Genomic DNA, 26,275 nt, shown 5'->3' with positions numbered 1-26,275 from the left:
GCCCATTGTGCCGGGACCCGCCACGCACCGTTGATCGCCCCACAAACAAGCCCCGCACATCTGGATCCTCCCACCCCCGCAATGCCGGTCCGGCCAAAACAAGCCCCTGCGGCGATTGAGCAGCGGGGTCCGGGGCGGAGCCCCGAGGCCGTAACCCCGGTACAGGTGGATCACGGCTCGTGGCGCAGCGCGAACCACAGCTCCATCCGCACATCCGCGTCGTCCAGATCAACGCCAAGAACCGTGGCGCACCGCGCAACCCGCTGCCGCACCGTGTTCCGGTGCACCCCGAGCGCAAGCGCCGTACCCTCCCAACTCCCGTGCAGCGACAGCCACGTACGCAACGTCTCCCGGAGGACCGGATACTCGGCGAGCGCCACCGGGCTCGGCGCCGGGGTGTCGTCGGCGCGATGGTGGGCCAGCGGCGCGCGCGTCGCCCGCGCGTGGACGAGGGCGCGGGCGGCCTGCGCGTCGGCGAGGGGCAGGTCCCGGGGGAGCGCGGCGGCGCTGACGCCGAGCACGTGCCCGGACTGCGGCGCCACGTCCTGGTCGGAGGGGACCAGGGCACGCGTCAGGGAGCCGTCGAGGGAGGTGGCGGTCAGCGGGCTCGCCAGGTCGGGAGCGGGCCGCGGACTCAGCGGCCGGGCGTGGACCACCCGCCACAGCGTCTCCGCCCCCAGCAGCTCCGTCGCCGCCTCCGCCCGGTCCGCGCCCAGGAGGAGGTCGACCAGCGTCGCCGCGCGCCGCGTGTCGCCCGCCGAGCGGTGCTCGCCGGTGAGCAACGACAGGAGCACCACCGCCGCGCCCGCGATCGTGTGGTTGCCCGACGACCGTGACTCCGTCGCGAGACCGAGCGCGCCGCCCGTGCTCAGCGCGTACGCCGACAGGTGCGTGCCGCCCACCGTGTCCGCCGCCGACGACGGCGTGGGGAAGAGGTGGGTGGCGTGCGGGCGGACGACGGCCGTCAGCTCCGCGAGGGCCGCGCCGACCGCCCGCGCCGGACGGCGCCCCGCGTGGTGCGGCTCCTCGCCGTCCGGGGTGACGACCACCGCGAACCCGCCGATGCGCTGCGCGAGTTGACGTAGCACCGAAGGAAGCGGGTCGGGGCGGGCCGCCGCCGACGCCAGCGCCTGCTGCGCCTCCGTGACCCGGCGCAGCTCCACGTTCCTGGCCTGCGCCATCAGCTCCCACACGGCCCGCGCGACCCCGCTGAACGTGGTCTTCGGCGGCACCTCCAGGAGCGGGATGCCGCGCCGCTCGCAGGCCGCGACGAGCTCGGGCGGCACCGTGTCGAAGACCGGCGTCACCCCGAAGCCGAGCGCCACCGCCCCGCCCCGCGCGACCCGCTCCCCGTACTCCTCGAAGTAGCCGTCGGGGGCGCCCTGCGCGTGCACGCCCGCCGTGAGCAGCAGCTCGCCGCCCAGCAGGTACGGGACCGGGTCCGGCAGCTCCGACGTGTTCGCCCCGTGCACCACGACCTCCGCCGCGTCCGGGCCCGCGAGCCGGCGCAGCCCCAGGTCGGCGCGGGCGAGCACCGCGGAGAGCGGGACGCCCTGCGTGGGCGGCGCGGTCACGGTCATGTGTGGACGATTCCTCTACTCGACGGCCGATCGATGAACGGAACGTACACTTCAGTGCCGCTTTTCGGCCACCTAGATTTCTTGCGACCGGTGGGTGCGGGTACGGGCGGATGTCCCCGACACCCCAGGGCCGCCAGGGCGTACAGGATCCAGGCGCTCCGCAGCCGGACACTCCCTTGCACGACACGCCACTTGAGTGGACCGAGGAGGACGCCCCATGGCCGTCGACTACATCGTGATCGTCGTATACCTGGCCGGGATGCTGGCAATGGGCTGGTGGGGCATGCGCCGCGCCAAGTCCAAGAGCGACTTCCTGGTCGCGGGCCGGCGTCTCGGACCCGCCATGTACTCGGGGACCATGGCCGCCGTCGTGCTCGGCGGCGCCTCCACCATCGGCGGCGTCGGCCTCGGCTACCAGTACGGGCTCTCCGGCGCCTGGATGGTGTTCACCATCGGCCTCGGCATCCTCGCCCTGTCGCTGTTCTTCTCGGCGCGCATCGCACGCCTGAAGGTCTACACCGTCTCCGAGATGCTCGATCTCCGGTACGGCGGCGGCCGGGCCGGGATGATCTCCGGCATCGTGATGTGGGCGTACACGCTGATGCTCGTCGTCACGTCCACCATCGCGTACGCGACGATCTTCGACGTCCTCTTCGACGTGCCGCGCACCCTCGCGATCGTCGTCGGCGGCACCATCGTCGTCGCCTACTCGACGCTCGGCGGCATGTGGTCGATCACCATCACCGACATGGTGCAGTTCGTCGTGAAGACGATCGGCGTGCTGCTCATCCTCCTCCCCGTCGCCGTCGTCAAGGCGGGCGGCTTCAGCGAGATGAAGGCCCAGCTCCCCACCTCGTACTTCGACCCGCTGGGCATCGGCGGCGAGACGATCTTCACGTACGTGCTGATCTACACCTTCGGCATGCTCATCGGTCAGGACATCTGGCAGCGCGTCTTCACCGCGCGCAACGACAAGGTGGCCCGCTGGGGCGGCACCGTCTCCGGCGTCTACTGCCTGCTCTACGCGATCGGCGGCGCGGTCATCGGCACGGCGGCCAAGGTCCTCTACCCGAAGGGGCTGGGTCAGGCCGACGAGGCGTTCGCGCAGATCGTCAAGGACGAGCTGCCCGTCGGTATCCGGGGGCTCGTGCTCGCCGCCGCGCTCGCCGCCGTGATGTCCACGTCCTCCGGGGCGCTGATCGCCTGCGCCACCGTCGCCAACAACGACATCTGGAAGCGGCTGCGCGGCATTCCCGCCGACAGCGGCGAGAGCGATGAGCACGACGAGGTCAAGGGCAACCGGATGTTCATCCTCGGCCTCGGCATCGTCGCGATCGTCGTCTCCGTCCTCCTCAACAACGTCGTCGAGGCGCTGACCGTCGCCTACAACCTGCTCGTCGGCGGGCTGCTCGTGCCCATCCTCGGCGGGCTGCTGTGGAAGCGCGGCAACGTCAGCGGCGCCCTCGCCGCCGTCGCCGTCGGCGGCCTCACCGTCATCGGCGCGATGTGGCGCTACGGCATCCTCGCCAACGAGCCCGTGTACTTCGGCCTCGTCGCGTCACTCGTCGTCTACGTGATCGTGTCCCTGGCCACCCGGCCCACCGACGCCGCCGTCCTCGCCAACTGGCGCGAGCGGCTGGCCGGTCGCGGCGCCGCGGAGCCCGAGCCGGCCTCCGCCGCCGTATCGCAGTAACCCCGTACGAACCCGTACGCACTCGCAGGAAAGAAGGCATGCGCGCAATGAACAGCAACGAGACGCCCCGCGTACCCAACGGCCCGAGCGGCGCCGTCGGACCGGTCGACTCCTCCCGCATCCCGCGCTACGCGGGTCCCGCGACGTTCGCCCGCCTGCCCAGGATCGACGAGGTGGACGCCGCCGACGTCGCGGTCGTCGGCGTCCCCTTCGACACCGGTGTCTCCTACCGGCCCGGCGCCCGCTTCGGCGGCAACGCGATCCGCGAGGCCTCCCGTCTCCTGCGCCCGTACAACCCGGCGCAGGACGCCTCGCCGTTCGCGCTCGCGCAGGTCGCGGACGCCGGTGACATCGCCGCGAACCCGTTCAACATCAACGAGGCCGTCGACACGATCGAGGCCGCCGCCGACGACCTGCTCGGCTCCGGCGCCCGCATGATGACGCTCGGCGGCGACCACACCATCGCGCTGCCGCTGCTCAGGAGCGTCGCCAAGAAGCACGGCCCGGTCGCGCTGCTGCACTTCGACGCGCACCTCGACACCTGGGACACGTACTTCGGCGCCGAGTACACGCACGGCACCCCGTTCCGCCGCGCCGTCGAGGAGGGCATCCTCGACACCTCCGCCCTCTCCCACGTCGGCACCCGCGGACCGCTCTACGGCCGCTCCGACCTCACGGACGACGAGAAGCTCGGCTTCGGCATCGTCACCTCCGCCGACGTCTACCGGCGCGGCGCCGACGAGGTCGCCGACCAGCTCCGTCAGCGGATCGGCGACCGCCCGCTGTACATCTCCATCGACATCGACTGCCTCGACCCGGCCCACGCGCCCGGCACGGGTACGCCGGAGGCCGGCGGCATGACCTCCCGCGAGCTCCTCGAAATCCTTCGCGGGCTCTCTTCGTGCAACCTGGTATCAGCGGACGTCGTCGAGGTGGCGCCCGCGTACGACCACGCGGAGATCACGTCCGTCGCCGCCTCGCACACCGCGTACGAGCTGACGACGATCATGTCCCGCCAGATCGCGGAGGCCCGAGCCTCCGAGGAGGCAGACAGCAAGTGACGCACGACCACGACCTGGAACTGACGCCCACCCCCGCGCAGACCGAGGCGGCGCTGAACCCGCCCGCCGGGCGCACCGGCGGTGACCTCGTCGTCGAGACCCTGCACGGTCTCGGCGCGTTCACCGTCTTCGGCCTGCCGGGGCAGCACGCGCTCGGCATGTTCGACGCGCTGCGCCGGTCGTCACTCAGGTACGTGGGCCTTCGCGTCGAGAACAACGCCGGTTTCGCGGCGGACGCGTACGGCCGGGTCACGGGGGAGGTGGCGCCGCTGCTGCTCTCCACCGGGCCCGGCTCGCTGATGTCGCTCGCCGCGCTCCAGGAGGCGGCGGCCGGCTCGGCGCCCGTGCTCGCCATCGGCAGCCAGGTGCCGGCCGCCGGGCTCGGCGGGGGCCGCCACGGCTACCTCCACGAACTCCGCGACCAGCAGGCCTCGTTCCGCGACGTGGTCAAGTCCGTCCACACCGTCCGTACGCAGTCCCAGATCCCGTCGGCGATCGCCGCGGCCTGGGAGTCGGCGCTGAGCGCCCCGCACGGCCCGGTGTGGGTGGAGATCCCGCAGGACGTACTTCTCGCGGAGACGTCCCTGCCCGTCGTCACGGGCGTCGACGCGACCCCGCACGACCTCGTGCCGCGCCCCGAACTCACCGCCGTAGCAGCCGACTTGCTGACGAAGGCGGAACGCCCCGCGATCATCGCGGGCGGCGGCGTCGTCCGCGCGGACGCGGCGGGCAAGCTGCGCGCGCTCGCGGAGAAGGTGAACGCCCCCGTCGTCTGCACCTTCGGCGGCAAGGGCGCCTTCCCCTGGAACCACCCGCTGTCGCTCCAGTCCTGGATGGAGGACCGGCACACGACGGACTTCCTGGAAGACGCCGACGTGCTGTTGGTCGTCGGCTCGGGCCTCGGCGAACTCTCCTCGAACTACCACACGTTCGCCCCGCGCGGCCGTGTCGTCCAGATCGAGGCCGACGCCGGAAAACTGGAGTCCAACCACCCGGCCCTCGGCATCCACGCCGACGCCCGCCTCGCGCTCCAGGCGCTCGCCGAGACGGTCGCCGAGCGCCCGGACGACGCGGCTCCCGAGCGGGTGGCGGCGGTGCTCAAGGCCGTACGGGAACGTATCGACGCGCAGGAACTCACCCTGGAACAGGACGTGTTGGCGTCCGTACGCGCAGCCCTCCCGGCCGCCGCCCCCTCCTTCTGGGACATGACGATCCTCGCCTACTGGGCGTGGTCCGCGTGGCCCGGCGCCATGCACTCGGCGCAGGGCGCGGGCGGCCTCGGCTACGGCTTCCCGGCAGCCCTCGGCGCGGCGGCCGCCGACCCGACGACGCCCGTCCTCGCGGTCTCCGGCGACGGCGGCGCCATGTACTCCATCGCCGAACTGGCCACGGCGAAGCAGTACGACCTGAACGTCACCTGGCTCATCGTCGACGACGGCGGCTACGGCATCCTCCGCGAGTACATGACCGACGCCTTCGGCGAGGCCACCGCGACGGAACTGTCCCGCCCCGACTTCGTGGCCCTCGCCGAGTCCTTCGGCGTGCCGGGCGTGCGCACGACCCCGGAGACGCTGCGCGAGGACCTGACGAAGGCGCTGGCGGCGCCGGGGCCGCGCGTGGTGGTGCTTCCGGCGCTGCTGCGGATGTTCGCACCCACTCACCTGGACGCGGCCTGATTCTTCGATCGACCGTTCCACCAGCGGAAATTGGGGGGGGGCTTGCGACCCTCAATCCGTCCGCTTGGGGTGCGCAAGGCCCGCGTACGTGATCCAGCAGGTTCGGCGCTCGTCGTCGACGAGGTGCCAGATGCGTCCGGAACCCGTGATCTCGTACTGCCACTGTTCGAGCGCCACGCCCTTGTAGCGCACTGCGGCCAGGTCGCGCTTCAAACGGTGGTGCCGGGGCGTGGCAGGCCTCGGTCGCGGAGTGGCCGTCAGCGCGTACCACGCGGTTCTGGCGTTGCCCGGCGCCTGCTTGCACAGGATCTCCCAGCCCGCGGCAGCGTCGTTGTTCTCGAACCGCAGGACCCACTCGGTCTCGGTGGGCGGCGGCGCCGCCCGATCCCCCCGCCGCGGGCTCACCGCTCGTCCGCCTCGGCCGGCTCCGGGGCCACAGGACAGGGCACAGGACCTGCGTCCCCGCCCCGCTCGCGCGTGAGCTCCACCAGCAGGTCCGGGTCGGCGTAGATCTCCGCGGAGTGCCGCCACTCGGTGAGGACCTGTGCGATCGGCGTCACCGTGTCCAGGTCCCGGCTGGCCGTCGCGACTTCGGTCAGCTCTCCGAGCATTTCTTCGGCCGAGCCGTCCGGCAGGAACCGCAGCCAAGGCAGAACGCGGGGGAGGGCGCGCCTTATGGCCGCAGTCCCTCCCTCCCCGTCCGTGAGCATCGTCGTCAACAGTGTGGCGGTGAAGTCCACCACCTCCGCCTCGCCGGACATGCGGTCCGCGCGCATCAGGAAGAGATCGTCCGCGTCGCGCCGCCGCAGCCGCACAGCCCGAACCGTTCGCAACTTCTCGGCGGTGTCGGCGGGGCTGCGCAACAGGTCCGTGAAGGGCACCTCGGGAACCGTAGCGTTCATACATCAACAGTACTGCTGATGTCCTGGTTCGTTCATGGGGCACCCGGCCACGACCGGCTACCAGATGGACTCCACCCACTCCGGGTGGTCGATGAACGGGTTGCGGTTGTGCTGGTACGAGTCGTAGATGACGTCGTTGCGGTGCTGCTCGAAGGTGTCGGGCGGGTCGGCGTCGCTCCACTTCTTCAGGACCGACAGTTTGCCGATGTACGGCGAAGTGCCGTTGTCCACCTTGTCGTTGGGCTCAAGGTCGGCGAAGGAGTCGTCGCCCTCGTAGCGGACCGCCATGTAGAGGATCATGCGTGCCACGTCGCCCTTGACGGCGTCGCGCGGCTCGAACGAGTCGTCGTCGGTGAGGCTGCCGCCGCCGCCCGCGACGGCGCTGCCGCCCTCGTCGAAGTCCTTGTTGCCGCGGATCGAGTTGACCGTGACGTCCTCGGGGCGGAGGTGGTGGAGGTCCGTGCCGGGGCCCGTCGCCGTGCCGAAGTCGCCGTGCGACTTGGCCCAGACGTGCTCGCGGTTCCAGTCGCCGCTGTCGCCGCCGTTGGCCGACTTGGCGCGTGAGGTGCCGCTGTAGAGCAGGATCACGTTGGAGCTGTTGGACGGGTCCTCGTCGGTGGCCTTCAGGGCGTCCCAGACGGCGGAGTACGAGAGCTTCGTCTGGTCGCTGATGATCGTGTGCAGCGCGCTCTTGAGGTCGGCGCCGGTCTTGCCCTCGGCGTCCTGGTAGTACGTGTCGTCGTACGCGGAGAGGTTCGTGGAGGTGGTCGCGGCGGCCGGGTTCGCCGTCGCCGTGGCGGCGAGCAGGGCCGCGACCGCCGCGAGGGTCAGCGGTTTCCAGTGGCGGCGGGCGCTGGTGCGTATGTGGGGCTCGGGCATGTGGGGTGTCCGTCCGTTCTACGCGAGTTGAATGGGGTAACGGGGAGCGTGGCACGGCGACGTGGCGGATTGGGTGAACGTGATGCGTCGATTCGGTGTCGTCCTGCGACAACTACCCTCGATCGGGCGGTGGTTGGCCGTCGGCGGGAACTGGAGGCGATTTCCGGGGCATCCTTATCCAGTGGGACGAAAGCGACATGGAGGGGGACCATGTCTCGTTGGAAAGAACTGCCCGTAACCATGGATCCGCGGCGGCGCCGGCTCGCCGTTCAGCTCCGCCGGATCAAGGACCACAGCGGACTCACCCTGCGCACGGTCGCCGTACGCACCGGATACAGCCGCTCGTCGTGGGACCGCTATCTCAACGGAAAGGCCCTGCCGCCCCGTTCGGCCGTCGCGGCGTTCGTCGAAGTCTGCGGCGGCGACGTGGAACGGCTGCTCGCGCTGCACGAGGTCGCGGCCGAACCCGGTGACGTACCACCGGAGGAGAGCGGCGTACCGGAGGCGGACGGCGGCGGGGGTGAGCCCTCGCGGGGGAGCTTCGCCGTCGTCGCGAGCGTGCTCGTGGCGGCCGTTGTCGTCGTGGTCGCGCTCGCACTGGTGATCGCCAGGCCCTGGGACTCCGGTTCCGGCGGTGGCGCCGGGGCCGCGGGGCACGCCCAACAGGCGGGCCCCACAAGCACGTTCGTGTTCAAGGCCGGGGTCGACCACCCCTGCAAGGTGCACAGGGCCGACGACGGACGGCTGTACGCCGGGTACAGCAGGACCCGCACCGGGCTCATCGGTTCGCAGTCCGCCCAGTGGCGCGTCGTCGAGGCGCAGTGCCTGTTGCGCGAGCACGGCTTCCCGGCCGGCATCGCCGACGGGTTCTTCGGGCCGAAGACCGAACGCGCCGTGAAACGGATACAGGCGCGCTACGACCTCGCCCGGGACGGCGTGGTCGGCGAGGACACCTGGCGGGTGTTGCGGCGATGACATCGGTCGGCGAGAAAGCGGAGGCAGCGGAGGTCGAGCGGCTCGTCGAAGCGCTCCGCGAGGCGCGCGCCGACACGGGGCTCAGCCTCGCGGCGCTCGCCGCCAAGACCCCGTACAGCAAGTCCTCTTGGGAGCGTTACCTCAACGGGAAGACCCTGCCGCCGCGGCAGGCCGTCGAGGAACTGTGTGCGCTCGCGGGGCGTCCGCCGAGGAGGGCACTCGCGCTGTGGGAGCTGGCGGACGGGGCGTGGAGCGGTCGCGCCGCCGCGCCCCGGCCCCGGCCGCCGGTCGAGCAGCCGCCGGAGCCGCGTCCGCCGTTCTGGCGCAGGGCGCACCCCGGTGTGCTGGTCGCCGTGGCCGTCGCCGGGGTGGTGGCTCTGGCGGCGGGGACCGTGGGGGTGTTGACCGCGGGGGAGCGGGACGGGGGGCCTTCGAAGGCCGACGTCACCCATGCCTCGCAGGCCAAGGGGTGTCACGGCGCCGACTGCACCGGAAAGGACCCGGAGCAGTTCCTCTGCGGCATCGATCCCGTGCCCAGGACCCTCGGCCGGTGGCAGCCCGCCGGGAACACCGTCGTCAAGGTCAGGTACGGGGCCGCGTGCCGCGCCGTGTGGGCGCGCATCGACCTCGGGAAGGTGGGTGACCGGATCGAGGTCCTGGCTCCGCACGGCAAGGTCCAACACGCCGTCGTCCAGGACCACTTGGACGCCGAACGCTCCGTGCCGACCCCGATGATCGGGATCGGCACGGAGGACCTCGACCAGGTGCGGGTGTGCCTGGTGCGGGGCGGGGAGCGGCGCTGCTTCAGGTGACGTCGGACGGGTCCAGGCGGTAGAGGGACTGCGAGGACTGCGAGGACTGCGAGGACTGCGAGTTCGAGGAGTCGGACGACTTGCTCGTGCCGCTCTTCTTGTACGCGCTCTCCTTCACCGCCGTCCCGTGCTTCTTCACCCACTTGGTGACCGCGGAGCTGACGTCGTTGCCGCCGCCCATGGGGCCGCCCATGCCGCCCTCGCCGACCTGGATGTAGTGCAACTGGCCGCTCTTGACCAGCTTCTTGAGCTTGGCGACGGTCATGCCCTTGTCGGAGCCGGTGAAGCCGTACATCGAGATGACGGGCTTCTTGGTGCTGAGGATGACCTGTGCGGCGGACTGCGAATTGGACACCGCGAGCAGCCACTTGGCGCCGTCCTGGTGCTTTTCCAGGTACGAGATCAGGTCGCTGTCGACGCCGCCCATGCCGCCGGGGCCCCCGCGCATGCCGCCGCCGCCCTGGCGCCCGGATTCCTGCTTGCCGGATTCCTGCTTGCCGGTGTCCTGCTTGCCGGAGTCGGAGTTCTGCTCGCCGTCGCCCTGGCCGCCGGGCATCTCACCGCCACCCGGGAAGCCGCCCTCGGGCGCCTGGCCGCCACCGGGAGCCTGTCCGCCACCCGGCATCGAGCCCCCGCCGGGCATCTCACCGCCGCCCTGCTGCGAACCGCCGCCTTGCTGCGACCCGCCGCCTTGCTGGGAGCCGCCGCCTTGCTGCGACCCGCCACCCGGCCGCGTACCGCCCCCCGGCATCTCGCCCCCACCGGGGAATCCGCCGCGACCGCCACCGGGGCCACCGCCCCCACCGGGACCGCCCATGCCGCCGCCCGTCGAGGGCCCGGCCGTCGGGTTGGAGCCGCCCATGCCGCCGGCCGCACCGGAGGAGAACGTCGCGGAGAAGGAGTACGCCGCCGGGCCCGCCACCGACGCGACGACCGCCGCCGCCACGGCCGCCGCGAACAGCCGCAGCCGCCGCCCCGAAGCCGTACGGAAGAGCAGCAGACCCGCGAGGGCGAGCGCCATGACGAGCGCGATCACCGGCCACAGCCACCCGTTCCAGCCGGAGGCGCGGCGCAGCAGCACGATGGCCCACACCCCTGTGACAGCGAGCGCGACCGGCAGCACCCACGCCCACCGCTTGTCCGTGCGGAACGCGCGCAGCAGCATCACGCCGCCGCCCCCGCACAGCGCCGCGATGCCGGGCGCGACCGCGGTCGTGTAGTACGGGTGCATGGTGCCCTCGGCCGTCGCGAACGTGACGTAGTGCAGCACCAGCCAGCCGCCCCACAGCACGAGCGCGGCCCGCGTGAGGTCGGTGCGCGGCGCGCGTCCGCACAGCACCAGGCCGCCGACGAGCGCGATCACCGCGAACGGGATCAGCCACGAGATCTGCCCGCCGAGCGTGTCGTTGAACAGCCGGCCGAGGCCCGCCGCGCCGGAGAAGCCGCCGCCTCCGCCGCCACCGCCCCCGCCGTTGCCCTCGCCGCCGAGGATCCGGCCGAAGCCGTTGTAGCCCATGATCAGGTCCCAGGCCGTGCCGTCCGTCGAACCGCCGATGTAGGGGCGGGAGTCGGCGGGCACGAGGGAGACGGCGGTGGCCCACCAGAAGCTGGTGACCACGAGCACCACGGCGGCCAGCGCCAGGTTGCGGACCTTCCTGCCCCAGCCCAGGTGGGACGCGTACACGTACACGGCGAAGACCGCGGGCAGCGCGATGTAGCCCTGGAGCATCTTCGTGTTGAAGGCGAAGCCGAAGCACGCCGCGGACCCGAGCAGCGGCAGCAGCCGTCCGTTGCGGGTGGCGCGCAGCGCGAGGGCCGCGCCGCCCACCATCAGCAGCACCAGCAGGGTGTCCGGGTTGTTGTCCCGGTTGATGGCGACGGTGATCGGGGTCAGCGCCAGGACCAGCGCGGCGATCGCGGCGGCCGCATGGCCCCACACCCGCTTCACGGAGGAGTGCAGGATCCAGATCGCGCCGAGGGCGGCGGCGACCTGCGGGAGCATCATCTGCCAGGTGCCGAAGCCGAAGACGCGGCAGGACAGGCCCATCGTCATCAGGGAGAACGGCGGCTTGTCCACGGTCAGGAAGTTGCCCGCGTCGATCGAGCCGAAGAACCATGCCTTCCAGCTCTGCGTGCCGCTGTAGACGGCGGCGCTGTAGAAGCTGTTGAGGCCGGAGGAGGAGAGGTTCCAGGCGTACAGCACCCCGGCGAGCACGAGGATCGCGAGCAGCGCGGGCAGCGACCAGCGCGGCGTGCGGCGCTCGGCCGGCGGTTCCACCGGTGGCTCGGGTGCGGGTGCGTCGGAATGCGTATCGGTCATGGAGGTCACCACTGCACCGTGCACGGCTCCGGTGGGCGCGCGCTGTGCCGAAGCTTGGCGCCACCTGTGGAAACCGCCCCGCGCCCTGCACCGTTCGCGGAAGGCGCCCCGCATCGTTCAGGAAAAGTCCGCCCGGCCGTCGCCGGCCCCGCCCTACCGTGACGCCATGTCGCGCAGATCAGCACCCTCCGTACTCGCCGCCACCGTCGCCCTCACCGCCGCCTGCCTGACCCTCGCGGCCCCGGCGCACGGGGCCACCGGCACCGCCGTCGGGAACTGCTCCCCGTCCGTCTCCCTCACCGGATACTCCGACGCCCTCGACAAGACGACGTACGACAACACCTTCGTCGGCAACATCTCCGCGCTCGCCGTCGATCGGGGCGGGCGCCTCGCCGCGCTCTCCGACCGCTCGTCCCTGTTCACCCTCGACCGGGACCCCCGCGACCGGGACCCGCTCGCGCCCCGCTCCGTCGTACCGCTCGCCGACGAGCAGGGCGCCGCGCTCGACTCCGAGGGCCTGGCCGTCGACCGCGACGGCACGTACCTCGTCACGTCCGAGACCGAGCCCTCCATCCGCCGCTACGACCGCTCGGGCGCCCACATCCTCGACCGCCTCCCGGTCCCGGCCCCGCTGACGGAAAGGGCCCGCTCCAACGCCTCGTTCGAGGGCCTCACCCTCCTCCCCGGCGGCCGCACCCTCCTCGCCTCCATGGAGGCCCCGCTCACCGGCGACACCGTCAACCGGCTCCAGACCTGGCGGCGCACGCCAGCCGGCTCCTTCGCGCCCGCCGCCCAGTACGGCTACCGCGCCGACCCGAACCTCGGGATCTCCGAGGTCACCGCGGCCCCCGACGGCCGCCTCCTCGTCCTGGAACGCGGCTTCACCTCAGGTGTCGGCAACACCATCCGGCTGTACGCCGCCGATCTGCGCGGCGCCTCGGACACCTCCGGCATCGACACCCTCACGGGACAGGAGGAAGGCACCCGCCTCGCCCACAAGACGCTCCTCGCCGACCTCGCAAACTGCCCGTCCCTCGGCGCCCCCGCCCACCAGCCCCAGCCGAACCCGATCCTCGACAACATCGAGGCGATGACGGTCACGGGCGCCACGGGGCGCGGCCCGCACGGCGCCCTGAACCTCCTCCTCGCCAGCGACGACAACCAGAGCGCCACCCAGATCACCCGCTTCTACTCGCTACGGATTGTTACAGCGGAATGAAATCCGCTCGCGCCCGCGTTGGCCTCCACGGCAGAGCAGCAGGTGAGTCGTGGAGGCGAAGGCGTGGCGGAGCAACGGGGCTGGGCGAAACGGCTGGCGGGATACGCGTGGCGCTATCCCAAGGACGTCGTACTCGCCCTCGGCGCCTCGCTCGGCGGCATGGGCGTCATGGCGCTCGTCCCGCTGATCACGAAGGTGATCATCGACGACGTGATCGGGAACCACTCCCGGTCCATGGCCGTGTGGGCGGGCGCCCTCATAGGCGCGGCCGTCGTCGTCTACGTACTCGCCTTCATCCGCCGCTACTACGGCGGCCGGCTCGCCCTCGACGTCCAGCACGACCTGCGCACCGAGATGTACGGGTCGATCACCCGGCTCGACGGGCGGCGTCAGGACGAGCTGTCGACCGGGCAGGTCGTCGGCCGCGCCACCAGCGACCTCCAGCTGATCCAGGGCCTGCTGTTCATGCTCCCGATGACCATCGGGAACGTACTGCTCTTCCTCATATCCCTGGTGATCATGGCGTGGCTTTCGTGGCCGCTGACCCTGGTCGCGCTGGCCGTGGCGCCCGCGATCTGGTTCATCGCCAAGCGCAGCCGCTCCCGCCTCCACCCCGCCACCTGGTACGCGCAGGCGCAGGCCGCCGCCGTCGCCGGGGTCGTCGACGGGGCCGTGAGCGGCGTGCGCGTCGTGAAGGGGTTCGGGCAGGAGGAGCAGGAGACCGGGAAGCTGAAGGCGGTCGGCCGCAAGCTGTTCGCGGGGCGGCTTCGCACCGTCCGGATGAACTCCAAGTTCACCCCCGCCCTCCAGGCCGTGCCCGCGCTCGGGCAGGTCGCGATGCTGGCGCTCGGCGGCTGGCTCGCGGTGCGCGGGCAGGTCACGCTCGGCACGTTCGTCGCGTTCTCCTCGTACCTCGCCCAGCTCGTCGGCCCGGTCCGGATGCTGGCCGTGGTCCTCACCGTGGGGCAGCAGGCGCGGGCGGGCGTCGAGCGCGTACTGGAACTGATCGACACCGAGCCGAGCCTCACCGACGGCACCAAGGAACTCCCGGCGGACGCCCCCGCGACCGTCGAGTTCGACGACGTGTCCTTCACGTACGCGGACGCCGAACACCCCGTGCTCGACGGACTCTCCTTCGAGATCCGCGCCGGTGAGACCCTCGCCGTCGTCGGCTCCTCCGGTTCAGGCAAGTCCACCGTCTCCCTCCTCCTGCCGCGCTTCTACGACGCCACGCACGGCGCCGTCCTCGTCGGCGGCCACGACGTGCGCGAGCTGACTTCCGGCTCGCTGCGCTCCGCGATCGGGCTCGTGCCCGAGGACTCGTTCCTGTTCTCCGACACCGTGCGCGCCAACATCGCGTACGGCTTCCCGGACGCCACGCAGGAGCAGATCGAGCGGGCCGCCCGCGCCGCGCAGGCCGACGGCTTCATCGCGGACCTGCCGGAGGGCTACGACACCAAGGTCGGCGAGCACGGCCTCACCCTCTCCGGCGGCCAGCGCCAGCGCCTCGCGCTCGCCCGCGCCATCCTCACCGACCCCCGCCTCCTCGTCCTCGACGACGCGACGTCCGCCGTGGACGCCCGCGTCGAGCACGAGATCCACGAGGCGCTCGCGCACGTGATGGCGGGCCGTACGACGCTGCTGATCGCGCACCGCCGCTCCACGCTCGGCCTCGCCGACCGCATCGCCGTCCTCGACGGCGGGCGCCTCGCCGCGATCGGCACGCACGCCGAACTGGAGGCGGGCTCGCCGCTCTACCGGCGACTGCTCACCGACCCCGACGAACTGGGCGGCGTCTCCCCGGGACACGTACAGCCGAACGTGCCCGCCGACGACACCTCCGTACGCGAGGAGCTCGACGCCGAGTTCGACGCCGAACGCGGCGTCACCCCCAGGCTGTGGACGGGCGACCGCGAGCCGAAGGACGCCGCGCTCGCCGGAATGCCCGCGACGCCCGAACTCCTCGCACAGGTCGACGCGCTGCCGCCGGCCACCGACACCCCCGACATCGACGAGCGGCAGGCCGTCACTCCCGAGGAGTCGTACGGGCTGCGCCGCCTGCTGCGCGGATTCGGGGCGCCGCTGCTCATCAGCCTCGCGCTCGTCGCCGTCGACGCGGGCATGGGCCTGCTGCTTCCGATCCTCATCCGGCACGGCATCGACGAGGGCGTCACGCAGCTCGCGCTCGGCGCGGTGTGGGCGGCGTCCGCGCTCGCCCTCGTCGCCGTACTCGCCCAGTGGGCGGCGCAGTTCGGCGAGACCCGGATGACGGGACGTACCGGCGAGCGGGTCCTCTACTCGCTCCGCCTGAAGATTTTCTCCCAGCTCCAGCGGCTCGGACTCGACTACTACGAGCGGGAGTTGACGGGTCGCATCATGACCCGGATGACGACGGACGTGGACGCCCTGTCGACGTTCCTCCAGACCGGCCTTGTCACGGCGTTCGTCTCCCTCGTCACGTTCTTCGGCATCATGGTCGCGCTGCTCGTCATCGACGTACAGCTCGCGCTCGTCGTCTTCGCGACGCTGCCGCCGCTGATCATCGGGACGTTCTTCTTCCGGCGCTCCAGCGTCAAGGCGTACGAGCTGGCGCGCGAGCGGATCTCCGTCGTCAACGCCGACCTCCAGGAGACCGTGGCCGGGCTGCGGATCGTGCAGGCGTTCCGGCGCGAGCAGGACGGCGGCGCCAAGTTCGCGGCGGGCAGCGCCAGTTACCGCAAGGCGCGGATCCGCGGCCAGTGGCTGATCTCCGTGTACTTCCCGTTCGTGCAGCTCCTGTCGGCGGTCGCGACGGCGGCCGTGCTCGCGGTGGGCGCGAACCGCGTCGAGGCGGGCACCCTGACGACCGGCGCGCTGGTCGCGTACCTCCTCTACATCGACCTGTTCTTCGCGCCCGTGCAGCAGCTCTCCCAGGTCTTCGACGGCTACCAGCAGGCCACCGTCTCCCTCGGCCGCATCCAGGAACTGCTGCGCGAGCCGACGTCGACGAAGAACGCAGAGCGTCCCCTCGACGTACCGTCCCTGCGCGGTGAACTCGCCTTCGAGGACGTCGACTTCGCGTACGGCTCCGCCGACAAGCCGGAGGTCGCCCTGCGCGACGTACGGCTGCGCATACCCGCCGGGCAGACCGTCGCCTTCGTCGGCGAGACCGGCGCGGGCAAGTCGACCCTCGTCAAGCTCGTCGCCCGGTTCTACGACCCGACGGCGGGCCGGGTCACCGCCGACGGCGTCGACCTGCGCGAGTTCGACCTCACCGAGTACCGGCACCGGCTCGGCGTCGTCCCGCAGGAGGCCTACCTCTTCCCCGGCACGATCCGCGACGCCATCGCCTACGGCCGCCCCGACGCGAGCGACGCGCAGGTGGAGGCGGCGGCCCGCGCCGTCGGCGCGCACGAGATGATCGCGACGCTCGACGGCGGATACCTCCACGAGGTCGCCGAACGCGGCCGCAACCTGTCGGCCGGCCAGCGCCAGCTGATCGCGCTCGCCCGCGCCGAACTCGTCGACCCCGACATCCTGCTGCTCGACGAGGCCACCGCCGCCCTCGACCTCGCCACCGAGGCCCAGGTCAACCAGGCCACCGACCGCATCTCCGGCAAGCGCACCACCCTCGTCGTCGCCCACCGCCTCACCACGGCGGCGCGCGCGGACCGGGTCGTCGTGATGGACCACGGTCGGGTCGCGGAGGACGGGACGCACGAGGAGCTGCTGGCGCTGGGCGGGAAGTACGCGCGGCTGTGGCAGACCTTCGTGGGCGAGCCGGTGACGGCCGGGGAGGTCGGCTCCTCGACGTGAGGCCGCAGGCACTCCGCTTCGCCGGGCCCGCGCGCAACCGCCCGGCGGGTCCGGCGCGTCAGTTCATCAGTACGCTGGTGGCGATGTGACGGAGGGGGCTGCTGTGCGCGGACGTGGGCTCGGTGAGGGTGGCATACGCATGCCGCGCGGGCAGCGCCGGGTGCTCGCGCCGACCCTGTCCGTCCTGTCCGTGCTGATCGCCTCGACCCTGCTGGTCGTCGGCGGGCCCACGGTCACCGGAGTGCAGGCCGCCTCGCTGTGCGGCGGCCACCACGCCCGCACCCTGCGCTTCGAGACGGGCCGCACCGTCCTCTACAAGAGCCGCGGCTACGTCTGCGCCGTCACCTACGCCAAGCGCGCGGGCCACCGCCGCGCCATGTCCGTCAGCGTCCAGGCCCGCGGCAATCTGGCCGTCGCCGACAAGGGCCGCTACACCCGGCACGCGGGCCCGGTCACTGTGCACGCGGGGCATCGCTGTGTGCGGGTGAAGGGCAGCGTGGGCTCGAAGTCGGTGCGTACGGGCTGGATCCTGTGCTGACCGGCTCGCCTTTCACATGGTTCACAGGGGTCACAGGGGTCACAGGGGTCACAAGGTGACCGCGCACCCCACCGGCCTGCTCCCGCCCAAGGTCACATAGAGCGAGGTCGACGGCGGGCACGCCGAGCGCGACGGCACCGCCGTGAGCACCCGGTACTGCGGGGCGCGCCGCCCCGAGCCGTCGCAGGCCGTCTCCCGCACCTCGCCCCGGCCCGCCGCCGCGACGCAGTCGCCGACGATGGTGCGCGGGCCGCCGCCACCGCCCGGGTCGCCGGGGTGCGGGGCGTCGAGGTTGCGCATGCAGGCGTAGCCCCGGCCGACGGAACCGTCCCCGTTCTCGTCGGCGGCGGGCCGGTTCTCGCTGATGTGCAGCACGAAGTCGGTGCGGGCCGGGCACGCGGGCCCGTCCGCCGACTCCCCGTCGTGCCGGGCGAGGACCCGGGCCACGGCCCGCTCGCTGTCGCACGGCACCTCGTTGAACGTCGTGCGCCCCCGTGAGCTGCACTCGGTCGCGGCGAGGAACACCGCCCCGTACCCGGAGGGCGAACGCGAGGCCTTGCCGCCGCCGTCGGAGCCGCCCGAGTCCTGGCATCCGGCGAGCGCGAGCGCAAGCAGCGCCGCCGCGCCCACCACCCCAACCGACCGCGCGAGCATGGCGAACCCCCCGATATACCCATCCAGCGTGGCCCGTCACGGCGGGCGCACGCCAGGTGCGCGGGGGGCTTTGGGTCAGTTGGGGGTGGCGTGCGCGGTTCACGGCGTACGCCCCCTACGGACGGGTCAGTACGACAGCCCGTAGCCGATCGGGTAGAGCACCTGCGTCGGATCGTCGGCCCGCTGCACGGGCACCGGCAGCTTCCCGCGCGGCTCCGCCTGCCCCGCCAACACCCGTACTGCGGCGCGCAGTTCGACGTCGATCCACGAGTACGCCGCCACGTGCGCGTCGGCGGCGGACAGCTGGGCGACGTCGTACGGATTGCGCATCGACAGCGTCACGACCGGCACCCCGGTCGCGGCCACCGCGTTCACCAGGGACTGCTGGGCGCTGCCCTTGGCGACGTTGTACGTGCCGATGACCACGGCGTCCTTGCCCGCCGCTGCCGCCACCGCCTCCTGGATCTTCGCCTGGGTGGGCGCCGTGCCGGTCGCCAACACCGTGGCGGAGAAGCCGAGTTCGCCGAGCGCGGCCCCGATCACGGTGGTCGGCGGGCCGTCGCTGAGGGAGGGCGAGGCCGGGTTGGCGCCGAGCACCAGCACGTTCTTGTGGGTACGCCGGTCGAGGGGCAGCAGCCCGTCCTTGTTGACCAGCAGCGTGGTCGTGCGCTCCGCGATCCGGTCGGCGGTCGCGAGGTGCGCGGCCGTGCCCACCGCGCGGTCGACGCCGCCATGAGAGACGTACGGATCCTTGAACAACCCCAGCTTCGACTTCAGCCGCAGCACCCGCAGGATCGACTCGTCGAGCCGCTCCTCGGTCAGCTCGCCGCCCCGCACGGCCGCGAGCACCGCGTTCCACGAGACCGACAGGTCCGGCGGGTTGAGCAGCTGGTCGACGCCCGCCTTCAGGGCGAGCACCGGAACCCGCTCGTCGCCGTACTTCGTCCGTACGCCCTCCATGCCGAGCGAGTCGGTCACCACGACGCCGTCGTAGCCGAGCTGTTCGCGCAGGATGCCGGTGAGGATGGGTCGGGAGAGGGTGGCCGGGTCCTCGCTCGGATCGAGCGCGGGTACGACGATGTGGGCCGTCATGATCGAGTCGATACCGGCCGCGATGGCCGCCTTGAACGGCGGCGCGTCCAGCTGCTCCCACTGCTCACGGGTGTGCGAGATGTACGGAATCCCGGTGTGGCTGTCGGTGGCCGTGTCGCCATGCCCGGGGAAATGCTTGGCAGTTGAGGCGATGCGCGACGACTGGTACCCCTTCACCTGCGCCGCCACCATCCCGGCGACGGCCTCCGGATCCGCGCCGAAGGAACGGACGCCGATCACGGGGTTGGCCGGGTTGACGTTGACGTCGGCGTCGGGCGCGTAGTCCTGCCGGATGCCGATGGCCCGCAGCTCGGCGCCCGCGATCTGCCCGGCACGGCGCGCGTCGCCCTTTGATCCGCCGGCCCCGAACGCCATGGCGCCGGGGAACAGGGTGGCGGGCTTGCCGACCCGCGCGACGATCCCGTGCTCCTGGTCGGTGGATATCAACAGCGGTATTCGGGAGGGCTGTTGAAGCCCCGCCCGCTGAATCCCATTACTGAGATCGGCTATCTGATGCGGATCGCGTACGTTGTGCGCCCACGCGAAGTAGATGATGCCGCCGAGCTTGAACTTGTCGATCAGCTCGGCGGCGGTGCGGACGCCGAGCTCCTTGAGGTTGGCGTCGATGTCGGCCTGGTCGGGGTCGGTGGCCGAGTGGCCGTACACCCGCATCACGAAGAGCTGGCCGACCTTCTCCTCCAGGGACATCCCGGAGATGATCTTCCTGAGGGCCTGGTCGGACGCGGGGGCACCCGCGGCCCTCGCGGACCCGGCGCTCAGACCGACACCCGCGACGGAGGCCGTCGCGGCGGCGAGCACGATACGTCTGGAGAGTGGCACGTTTCGCTCCTTCCGGAGGAGGTGCGGAGCCTGAAAATTACTTCCGCGCGCAACGGATATCCGGAAACTTTCTGCCGGTCAAGAGTCCGCGCAGGTAAGGGAGTTGGAGTCCGGTGGTCCGGAAGGAGGGGCCGTCACCGGCGCTTTGGAGGGGGCGCACCGGTGACGGCGACGCTGCCGGCCGCAGGCGGCGGAGAGGGTTTGTCAGCGTTCGCAGCCAGCAGCGATGCCGACACCGCACTGCGGTGACTCTCCGGCAGCGTGTCCTTCTGACGGAAGCATGCGGGACCGGGTTCCCGAGATTCGGCGATTTCGTGAAATCGGTGCGGAGGGGGTGAACGGGGCGGCGGTGGCCAGCCCCGAACCGCTACGGAGCCGGGGTCGGAACCAGGCATTCGTCCGCCTGCGCGCGCAACGCCTCGACGACCGCCCGTACCGCCGGTCGGCGCGAGGTCCCGGCCCGCCACAGTGCGTACAGCCGCCGCCTCGGCACCGGGTCGAGCGGCACCGCGACGACCCCCTCGGGCAGCGCGCCCCGCCCAAGCCGCGGCAGCACCGCGACGCCGAGACCCGCCGCGACGAGCGCGGCCAACGTCGGATTCTCCTCGGCCTGATGCGCGATGAGCGGCTCGAACCCGGCGGCCCGCATCGTCCGCAACAGCCAGTCGTGACACACCCGCCCCGGCGGCTGCGACACCCACCGCTCACCCCCGAGCTCCTCGCGCCGCACCGCGTCACGCCCCGCCAGCGGGTGCGCCGCCGGTACGACGAGATCGCACAAGTCGTCCCCGATGACGGCCTGTTCGACCCCGGCGGGCGCCGGAAGCGGCGCGATGTCCCAGTCGTGCGCGACGACGAGATCGACGGCGCCCTTCGCCACGAGATCCACCGACAGGTGCGGATCCACCTCGGAGAGCCGGGTGTCGAGCGCGGGATGCCGGGCGGCGAGATCCGCGAGCGCGCCGGGCAGCAGCCCGCGCGCGGCCGAGGCGAACGCGGCGATCGTCAGCCGCCCGGCCGGTACCCCGCGCCGCTCCTCAAGGCCGGTCTCGGCGCGCTCCATGATGGCCATCAACTCGCGGGCGGTCTCGGCGAGTTGCCGCGCCTCGTCGGTGAGCCTGACGCCGCGGCCTTCTCTTTCGAGCAGCACGGTACGGGTCTCCCGCTCCAGCTTCGCGATCTGCTGCGAGACGGCGGACGGCGTGTAGCCGAGGGCGGTCGCGGCGGCGCCGACGGTGCCGTGCACGGAGACGGCGTGCAGGGCGCGCAGCCGCTGAAGGTCCAACACCGCGTCCGGCCTCCTGGGTTGTTCTTGTGACGTCGCTTTCCTGTAGCGCTGCTTCATCCAACCATGCAGCAATCATCGCTGGTGCTAAAGGGTCGCCGCCGGTGATCCTCGACGCATGAAACCCGCGCACACCGCCCTCGCGGTCCTCGTCGCCGCCCTGTGGGGCGTGAACTTCGTCGTCATCGACATCGGCCTCGACCACTTCCCGCCCCTGCTCTTCTGCGCCCTGCGCTTCCTGCTCGCGGCGCTGCCCGCGATCTTCCTCGTGGGGCGGCCGAGGGTGGCATGGCGCTGGGTGGTGGGGGTGGGGCTCGCGCTCGGCGTCGGCAAGTTCGGGCTGCTCTTCGTCGGCATGAACGTGGGGATGCCGGCCGGCCTGTCCTCCCTGGTCCTCCAGGCCCAGGCGGTCTTCACGGCGCTCCTCGCGTTCGCGTTCCTGCGCGAACGCCCGGGTCCCGTACGGGTGTTGGGCATGGTGGTGGCACTGTCCGGCATCGCGGTCGCGGCGGTCGAGGAGGGCGGCGGCTCGGGCCCGCTGGGCGCGTTCGGGCTCGTCCTGGTCGCGGCGGCCTTCTGGGGCGTGTCGAACGTCCTCACCCGCAAGGCGTCGCCGCCCGCGCCCTTCGCGTTCATGGTGTGGTCGAGCGCGGTTCCGGTACTCCCGCTGCTCGCGCTGTCGTTGGTGTTCGAGGGCCCGACGCGCGACGCCGAAGCGCTGGCCGCGCTCGACCTTCCGGGTGCCGGGGCGATCGTCTACGTAGCCGTGGTCACGACACTCTTCGGCTTCACGGCGTGGAGCCGGTTGCTGCGCCGCTATGACGCGTCGACGGTGGCGCCGTACTCGTTGCTGGTGCCGGTGTTCGGGATGTCGGCGGCGGCGGTGTTCCTGGGGGAGCCGATGAGTGCGCTGAAGTGGTGTGCGGCGATTTTGTTGGTCGGCGGAGTCACCTTGACGTCACGGGGCTCCGCCCCGGACCCCGCGCCTCAAACGCCGGCGGGGCTGGATTGGGCCGGCCCCATCAAGCCCCTGCGGCGATTGAGCAGCGGGGTCCGGGGCGGAGCCCCGAGGCGTGGGAACGGACGACGTGTACCGGCTACGCCGACTCGGTCAGCAGCCGCGCAAGGTGCTCCCGCCCCGCCTCCAGCAACCCCGGCAACGCTTCCGCATCCGGATACCACCGCGCCTCGTACTCCCAGCACAGCCACCCGTCCCAGCCCTCCCGACTGAGCACCTCCACGCACTCCCCGAGCGGCAGCACCCCCGCCCCGAGCCCGATCGGCGTCTTGTCCTCGGCCCCGGCGATGTCCTTGACCTGTACGTATCCGAGGTAGGGGGACAGCGCCGCGTACGACGAGAAGGGCTGCTCGCCGCCGAGCCACGTGTGCATCACGTCCCACAGCGCGCCCACGTTCCGGTGCCCGACGAGGCCGAGGATGCGGGACGCCGCCGCCCCGGTGCGATGCGAGTCGTGCGTCTCCAGCAACACCCGTACGCCCCGATCGGCGGCGTACTCGGCGGCAACTCCCAACCGCCGCGCGGCCGTCGCGTCCGCCTCCTCGGGCCCCTGCTCCTCGCCTCCGCCGGGGAAGACGCGTACGTACGGAGCCCCCAGGTCGCGCGCGAGGTCGACCAGCGCGCGCACCTCGTCGAGCACGGTCCCGTCGTCGCCGGGCGCGGCCACGCGCGCGTACCCGGCCACGCCGAGGACCTCCACCCCGGACTTCTTGAACTGGGCGGCGACGTCGGCCCGTTGCTCCCGGCCGAGACCCGGGTGCACCGGCTCCTCGGGGTGGGCGCGCAGTTCCACGCCGTGATAGCCGTGCGCGTTGGCGAGGGCGAGGACGTCGTCGAGGGGGAGACCGGGGACACCGAGGGTGGAGAACGCCAGCTTCATGGGGCGGACCCTACCTTTCAGTCCGCCGTCCTATGCAGGCCCAGTTTCCAGTCCTGTCCGATGAGATCGGCGCCGAAGGACCGGTGCGGCTTCTCACCGACGAGCACGAACCCGTGCCGCTGGTAAATGGACCGGGCCGACTTCAGGACATCGTTCGTCCACAGCACCATCTCCCGGTACCCGACCCCGCGCGCGAAGTCGACGCACGCCCGCACCAGCCGGTCCCCGATGCCGAGCCCCCGCGCCTCCGGCTCCACGAGCAGCAGCCGCAACCGGGCCGTGCCCGGAGCCTCGTCCCGTACGCACATCACGCACCCCACGGGACGCCCGTCCAACTCGGCGATCCACACCCGCTCCAGGTGCGGGTCGTGATCCTCGGCGAAGTCGGCGACGATCCGCGCGACAAGGCCCTCGTAGTCGGTGTTCCAGCCGAACTCGGCGGCGTACAGCGCCGCGTTGCGCGCCACGATCCAGCCGAGGTCGCCGGGCCCCGGCTCGCGCAGCAGTACGTTCTCGGGGTGCGGGGCCGCGCGGCCGTCGCCGAGCACCTCGCGCACGGTGCGCAGCGCCTCGGACAGGCGGGCGCGGTCGGCGGCGGGCACGGCGGCGAGGAGCGCGCCGACGGTTTCCCGCGAACGCTCCTCCAGCAGCTCGGACGTGGTGCGCCCGCGCGCGGTGAGCGTGATGCGACGGCGCCGCGAGTCCCGCTCGGACGAACCGCGCTCGACGAGCCCGTCCCGCTCGAACTTGTTGAGAATCCGGCTCAAGTACCCGGCGTCCAGGCTCAGCCGCTGCCGCAGATCGGCGGCATCCACCTTCTCCGTGTGTGCCAGCTCGTACAGCACGCGGGACTCGGTGAGGGTGTACGGGGCGTACAGGTGGCGGCTGTAGTCGAGCGCGCCGATGACGTTCGTATAGAAGCGGTTGAAGGACCGGATGTCGTGCACGGTCATTGCACATCCACCTACCTCGCGGCTCGGACGCTTGACTCAGTCAGAGGTTTGGGGCGCTGCCCACAGTACGCCGGGGGTGGGGGTGCGTCCACGTGCTGGCCTTCGGCGGTCCCCATGCGGGCCGGGAACCGGTACGGGTCACTGCTGGACGTGCGAACGGGCGCTGTGCTCCCGCAGCTCGGCCAACTGCCGCTGGTACAAGGGACCGGCGGCGTGAGTGCCCCGCTCCCTGCTGGGGGCGGCCCGCTCGATCAGGTGGTGGGCCGCCGCTTTCAGGTGCGCTGCCCACGCCAGGACATGCTGCTGAGCGGTCCGCCCGCACTGCTGGGGCTCGCCAGGAAGGCACAGCGGAAGTTCAGGGCCAACCTTGTTCGCGGCGTGCCTGATGTACCGGGCGATGGCCGCCCATTCCTCATCGGTGCGCCGCGGGGCACTGGCGTTGCCGTCCGTGTCCCACGGGCCGAAGTCGTCGCCGTGATCGTGCATGTGCGCACTCCCAGTGGTCTCGGCGGGTCAGGCGGGTGGGCCGAGCGTAGCCGTCTCCGCCGCCGCGTCTGCCTCCCTTGGGTCGCAGTGCCCCACAGAGGGGACACAGGGAGAGCACGGCCCGCACATGGGCAGGAACTGCGGAGGCGTGCACGACTGCGCCCCCTCTCCGTGCACAGCGGTGATCTCGGCCGTCACCCGTGCCTTCTGAGCACCGCCCCAGATGTCGGCGAGTGGCAGTTCCAGTACGTTCCCCAGAGGGAGGAACCGTCCCAGCACGCACGGCCACACGTCGCCGGTCGGGCCGATGGCGCACTTCTCGTGGGCGCAGTGCCCGCACAGATCCTCGACGGTCGGCGCGGACCCCTGACCGGCCCGTCCGAACGCCCGCGTCCGGTCTCCGCCGACGGTTTCCACACCGAGTGCCAAGAGATCCTTTGCTGCCGCTTCGACGCGCTGGCCCTGGTTCACGGCGACGACTCCGCCTCGCAGGGGGATACCCGAACCGAGCGCCTTGGCGATGTTCTCGCGGGTCCGCTTGTGCGAACCCCGGAGCCGGGTCACCTGGTCGTGGTCGGCGGCCGTATCCGAGTAGTACGACGTGGCGAGTTTGACCCCGTACGCCTTGAACGTCTCCCATAGGAGAGTGCTGACGCAGGTCAGGTTCGAGAACACCTCGATGCCCAGACCGGCCCCGTGGGCGTGCGCGATCAGCTCCGCAAGGTGCGGGTGCAGGGTCGGTTCTCCGCCGATGAACGAGACGTCACCGGCGCCCAGAGCTGCCAACTGGTCAAGTACCCGCTTCCAGTTGTCCACGGTCATCGTGCCGTGCGTTCCCTTTGGGGAGGAGTCGGCGTAGCAGTGGTCACAGAACTCGTTGCAGAGTCCCGTAATCTCCAGCCACGCGAATTCCAGTCGGTTCCGGGCGGGCTTCGCTTCACGGGAATGAGGGCCGTACCCATCCGCGAAGGTGGTCACGACCGGGGCCTTACCTGGCGGAAACAGAAGTTGTGCCAGTACACGACTTCCGGTTCGCCGCCCCCTTGCCGGTCGATCCGGCGCGCGGGGTCGAGAGGGTTGATCAACTTTCCGCACTTCTCGCAGTCGGGACTGCTCTCGGTGAACGTGACGTACCCAACGTCCCCGTCGATCGCGTCAGTTGCGGGTGCCTTGGTCTTCGCTGTCATCGGCGCAGTCCCCTCGCGTGGTCCGTTCTCGACCACGCTAGGAACGCGGGGTCTTCAACTCCCAGCGGATTGCTCCGGATTGCGCGCGGACTACACGAGCGAGTCGAGGGCCCTGACGATCAGCGCACGGGCCTTCTGGCCGTAGACCGCCATATCGGCCAGCGTGGCGAATGTGTCGGCGTACATGTTCACCTGGTGTCTTGCGAGGAGGCCCCGGCGTTCACGCCGGGGAGGAATCGCGTCTCAGGTTAGCGACGCGGCGCGTCGCTGTACCGCGCTCCTCGGGGCGCGGAGCGCCCACGGCTGTCCGGGCGGAGCCGGGAATGTGAACACGCGTGCACAGGTTCGCTGTTGGGGGTGATCGCAGGGAAGTGTCCTGCGGGCCGGTGGAGGGCGCGGGTACGGTCGCCCGGCGGGACAGAGGCAAACA

Annotated in this window: 20 protein-coding genes and 1 pseudogene; 9 read left to right on the top strand and 12 right to left on the bottom strand. The window is 71.7% G+C overall.

Going from position 1 to position 26,275, the window contains the following annotated elements; all coding sequences use genetic code 11:
• Positions 1-170 precede the first annotated feature (170 nt).
• Positions 171-1,580, bottom strand: coding sequence for a PucR family transcriptional regulator (locus tag RBJ65_RS16630; RefSeq protein ID WP_306320429.1), 1,410 nt, complete (start codon positions 1,578-1,580; stop codon positions 171-173).
• A 217-nt stretch (positions 1,581-1,797) separates the two neighbouring features.
• On the opposite strand from RBJ65_RS16630, the gene RBJ65_RS16625 reads away from it, so the two are divergent.
• Genes RBJ65_RS16625 through RBJ65_RS16615 form a run of 3 tightly spaced genes read left to right on the top strand, consistent with a single transcriptional unit; the run spans position 1,798 to position 6,010 of the window.
• Entirely contained in the window at positions 1,798-3,273 is a 1,476-nt protein-coding gene (locus RBJ65_RS16625) for a sodium:solute symporter (protein WP_306320430.1), read from the top strand.
• Between the two features lie 47 nt (positions 3,274-3,320).
• Positions 3,321-4,334 (top strand): agmatinase, encoded by a 1,014-nt coding sequence (gene speB / locus RBJ65_RS16620; RefSeq protein ID WP_306320555.1) that lies wholly within the window; start codon positions 3,321-3,323, stop codon positions 4,332-4,334.
• The gene (locus RBJ65_RS16615; RefSeq protein WP_306320431.1) at positions 4,331-6,010 is read left to right on the top strand and encodes a thiamine pyrophosphate-binding protein; all 1,680 of its coding nucleotides are present in this window, start codon (positions 4,331-4,333) and stop codon (positions 6,008-6,010) included. Before speB ends, RBJ65_RS16615 begins: the two co-directional genes overlap by 4 nt.
• A 51-nt stretch (positions 6,011-6,061) precedes the next feature.
• On the opposite strand, the gene RBJ65_RS16610 is transcribed toward RBJ65_RS16615, so the two are convergent.
• Genes RBJ65_RS16610 through RBJ65_RS16600 form a run of 3 tightly spaced genes read right to left on the bottom strand, consistent with a single transcriptional unit; the run spans position 6,062 to position 7,791 of the window.
• Positions 6,062-6,415 (bottom strand): hypothetical protein, encoded by a 354-nt coding sequence (locus RBJ65_RS16610; protein ID WP_306320432.1) that lies wholly within the window; start codon positions 6,413-6,415, stop codon positions 6,062-6,064.
• Positions 6,412-6,912, bottom strand: a complete 501-nt coding sequence (locus RBJ65_RS16605; protein WP_306320433.1) for a hypothetical protein — start codon at positions 6,910-6,912, stop codon at positions 6,412-6,414. Before RBJ65_RS16605 ends, RBJ65_RS16610 begins: the two co-directional genes overlap by 4 nt.
• A 57-nt stretch (positions 6,913-6,969) precedes the next feature.
• Complete coding sequence (locus RBJ65_RS16600) at positions 6,970-7,791, bottom strand: endonuclease I family protein (RefSeq protein ID WP_306320434.1); 822 nt, start codon at positions 7,789-7,791, stop codon at positions 6,970-6,972.
• Between the two features lie 210 nt (positions 7,792-8,001).
• Between RBJ65_RS16600 and RBJ65_RS16595 the strand changes: the two genes are divergently transcribed.
• Together RBJ65_RS16595 and RBJ65_RS16590 are read left to right on the top strand one after the other, a co-directional pair.
• Positions 8,002-8,766: a helix-turn-helix domain-containing protein gene (locus RBJ65_RS16595; RefSeq protein ID WP_306320435.1), complete on the top strand. Its 765-nt coding sequence runs from the start codon at positions 8,002-8,004 to the stop codon at positions 8,764-8,766.
• Positions 8,763-9,578: an XRE family transcriptional regulator gene (locus RBJ65_RS16590; protein WP_306320436.1), complete on the top strand. Its 816-nt coding sequence runs from the start codon at positions 8,763-8,765 to the stop codon at positions 9,576-9,578. Before RBJ65_RS16595 ends, RBJ65_RS16590 begins: the two co-directional genes overlap by 4 nt.
• Here the strand turns inward: RBJ65_RS16590 and RBJ65_RS16585 are convergent.
• Positions 9,571-11,907: an ArnT family glycosyltransferase gene (locus tag RBJ65_RS16585; protein WP_372341323.1), complete on the bottom strand. Its 2,337-nt coding sequence runs from the start codon at positions 11,905-11,907 to the stop codon at positions 9,571-9,573. The two genes, RBJ65_RS16590 and RBJ65_RS16585, sit on opposite strands and share 8 nt — an antisense overlap.
• A 157-nt stretch (positions 11,908-12,064) precedes the next feature.
• Between RBJ65_RS16585 and RBJ65_RS16580 the strand changes: the two genes are divergently transcribed.
• The 3 genes from RBJ65_RS16580 (at position 12,065) to RBJ65_RS16570 (ending at position 17,450) form a co-directional block, all read left to right on the top strand.
• On the top strand, positions 12,065-13,117 hold the full coding sequence (locus RBJ65_RS16580; protein ID WP_306320438.1) for an esterase-like activity of phytase family protein: 1,053 nt from the start codon (positions 12,065-12,067) through the stop codon (positions 13,115-13,117).
• 63 nt (positions 13,118-13,180) lie between these two features.
• The gene (locus RBJ65_RS16575; RefSeq protein ID WP_306320439.1) at positions 13,181-16,912 is read left to right on the top strand and encodes an ABC transporter ATP-binding protein; all 3,732 of its coding nucleotides are present in this window, start codon (positions 13,181-13,183) and stop codon (positions 16,910-16,912) included.
• Positions 16,913-17,051: 139 nt separating this feature from the next.
• Complete coding sequence (locus tag RBJ65_RS16570) at positions 17,052-17,450, top strand: hypothetical protein (protein ID WP_306320440.1); 399 nt, start codon at positions 17,052-17,054, stop codon at positions 17,448-17,450.
• A 48-nt stretch (positions 17,451-17,498) separates the two neighbouring features.
• Here RBJ65_RS16570 and RBJ65_RS16565 read toward each other — a convergent pair whose 3' ends face one another.
• The 3 genes from RBJ65_RS16565 to RBJ65_RS16555 all read right to left on the bottom strand — a co-directional run bounded on the left by RBJ65_RS16565 (position 17,499) and on the right by RBJ65_RS16555 (position 21,324).
• Positions 17,499-18,104, bottom strand: a complete 606-nt coding sequence (locus RBJ65_RS16565) for a hypothetical protein (protein WP_306320441.1) — start codon at positions 18,102-18,104, stop codon at positions 17,499-17,501.
• Positions 18,105-18,230: 126 nt separating this feature from the next.
• A complete protein-coding gene (locus RBJ65_RS16560; protein WP_372341324.1) occupies positions 18,231-20,036 on the bottom strand; it encodes a glycoside hydrolase family 3 protein in 1,806 nt (601 codons plus the stop codon).
• 367 nt (positions 20,037-20,403) lie between these two features.
• On the bottom strand, positions 20,404-21,324 hold the full coding sequence (locus tag RBJ65_RS16555; protein ID WP_306320442.1) for a LysR family transcriptional regulator: 921 nt from the start codon (positions 21,322-21,324) through the stop codon (positions 20,404-20,406).
• Between the two features lie 115 nt (positions 21,325-21,439).
• Between RBJ65_RS16555 and RBJ65_RS16550 the strand changes: the two are divergent.
• Positions 21,440-22,294 (top strand): annotated as a pseudogene (locus RBJ65_RS16550) (EamA family transporter); the annotation flags it as partial.
• Positions 22,295-22,418: 124 nt separating this feature from the next.
• Here the strand turns inward: RBJ65_RS16550 and RBJ65_RS16545 are convergent.
• From RBJ65_RS16545 to RBJ65_RS16530, 4 genes are all read right to left on the bottom strand, one after another.
• A complete protein-coding gene (locus RBJ65_RS16545; RefSeq protein WP_306320443.1) occupies positions 22,419-23,219 on the bottom strand; it encodes a sugar phosphate isomerase/epimerase in 801 nt (266 codons plus the stop codon).
• Positions 23,220-23,236: 17 nt separating this feature from the next.
• The gene (locus RBJ65_RS16540; protein ID WP_306320444.1) at positions 23,237-24,172 is read right to left on the bottom strand and encodes a bifunctional helix-turn-helix transcriptional regulator/GNAT family N-acetyltransferase; all 936 of its coding nucleotides are present in this window, start codon (positions 24,170-24,172) and stop codon (positions 23,237-23,239) included.
• A gap of 138 nt (positions 24,173-24,310) precedes the next feature.
• The gene (locus RBJ65_RS16535; protein ID WP_306320445.1) at positions 24,311-24,658 is read right to left on the bottom strand and encodes a hypothetical protein; all 348 of its coding nucleotides are present in this window, start codon (positions 24,656-24,658) and stop codon (positions 24,311-24,313) included.
• Between the two features lie 27 nt (positions 24,659-24,685).
• The gene (locus RBJ65_RS16530; RefSeq protein WP_306320446.1) at positions 24,686-25,636 is read right to left on the bottom strand and encodes a radical SAM protein; all 951 of its coding nucleotides are present in this window, start codon (positions 25,634-25,636) and stop codon (positions 24,686-24,688) included.
• Between the last annotated feature and the right edge of the window lie 639 nt (positions 25,637-26,275).

Source organism: Streptomyces sp. KL109B (genome assembly GCF_030766935.1).
Taxonomy (GTDB): Bacteria; Actinomycetota; Actinomycetes; order Streptomycetales; family Streptomycetaceae; genus Streptomyces.
The sequence above is the reverse complement of the archived record's forward strand: the minus strand, read 5'-3'. Positions and strand labels throughout refer to the sequence as shown.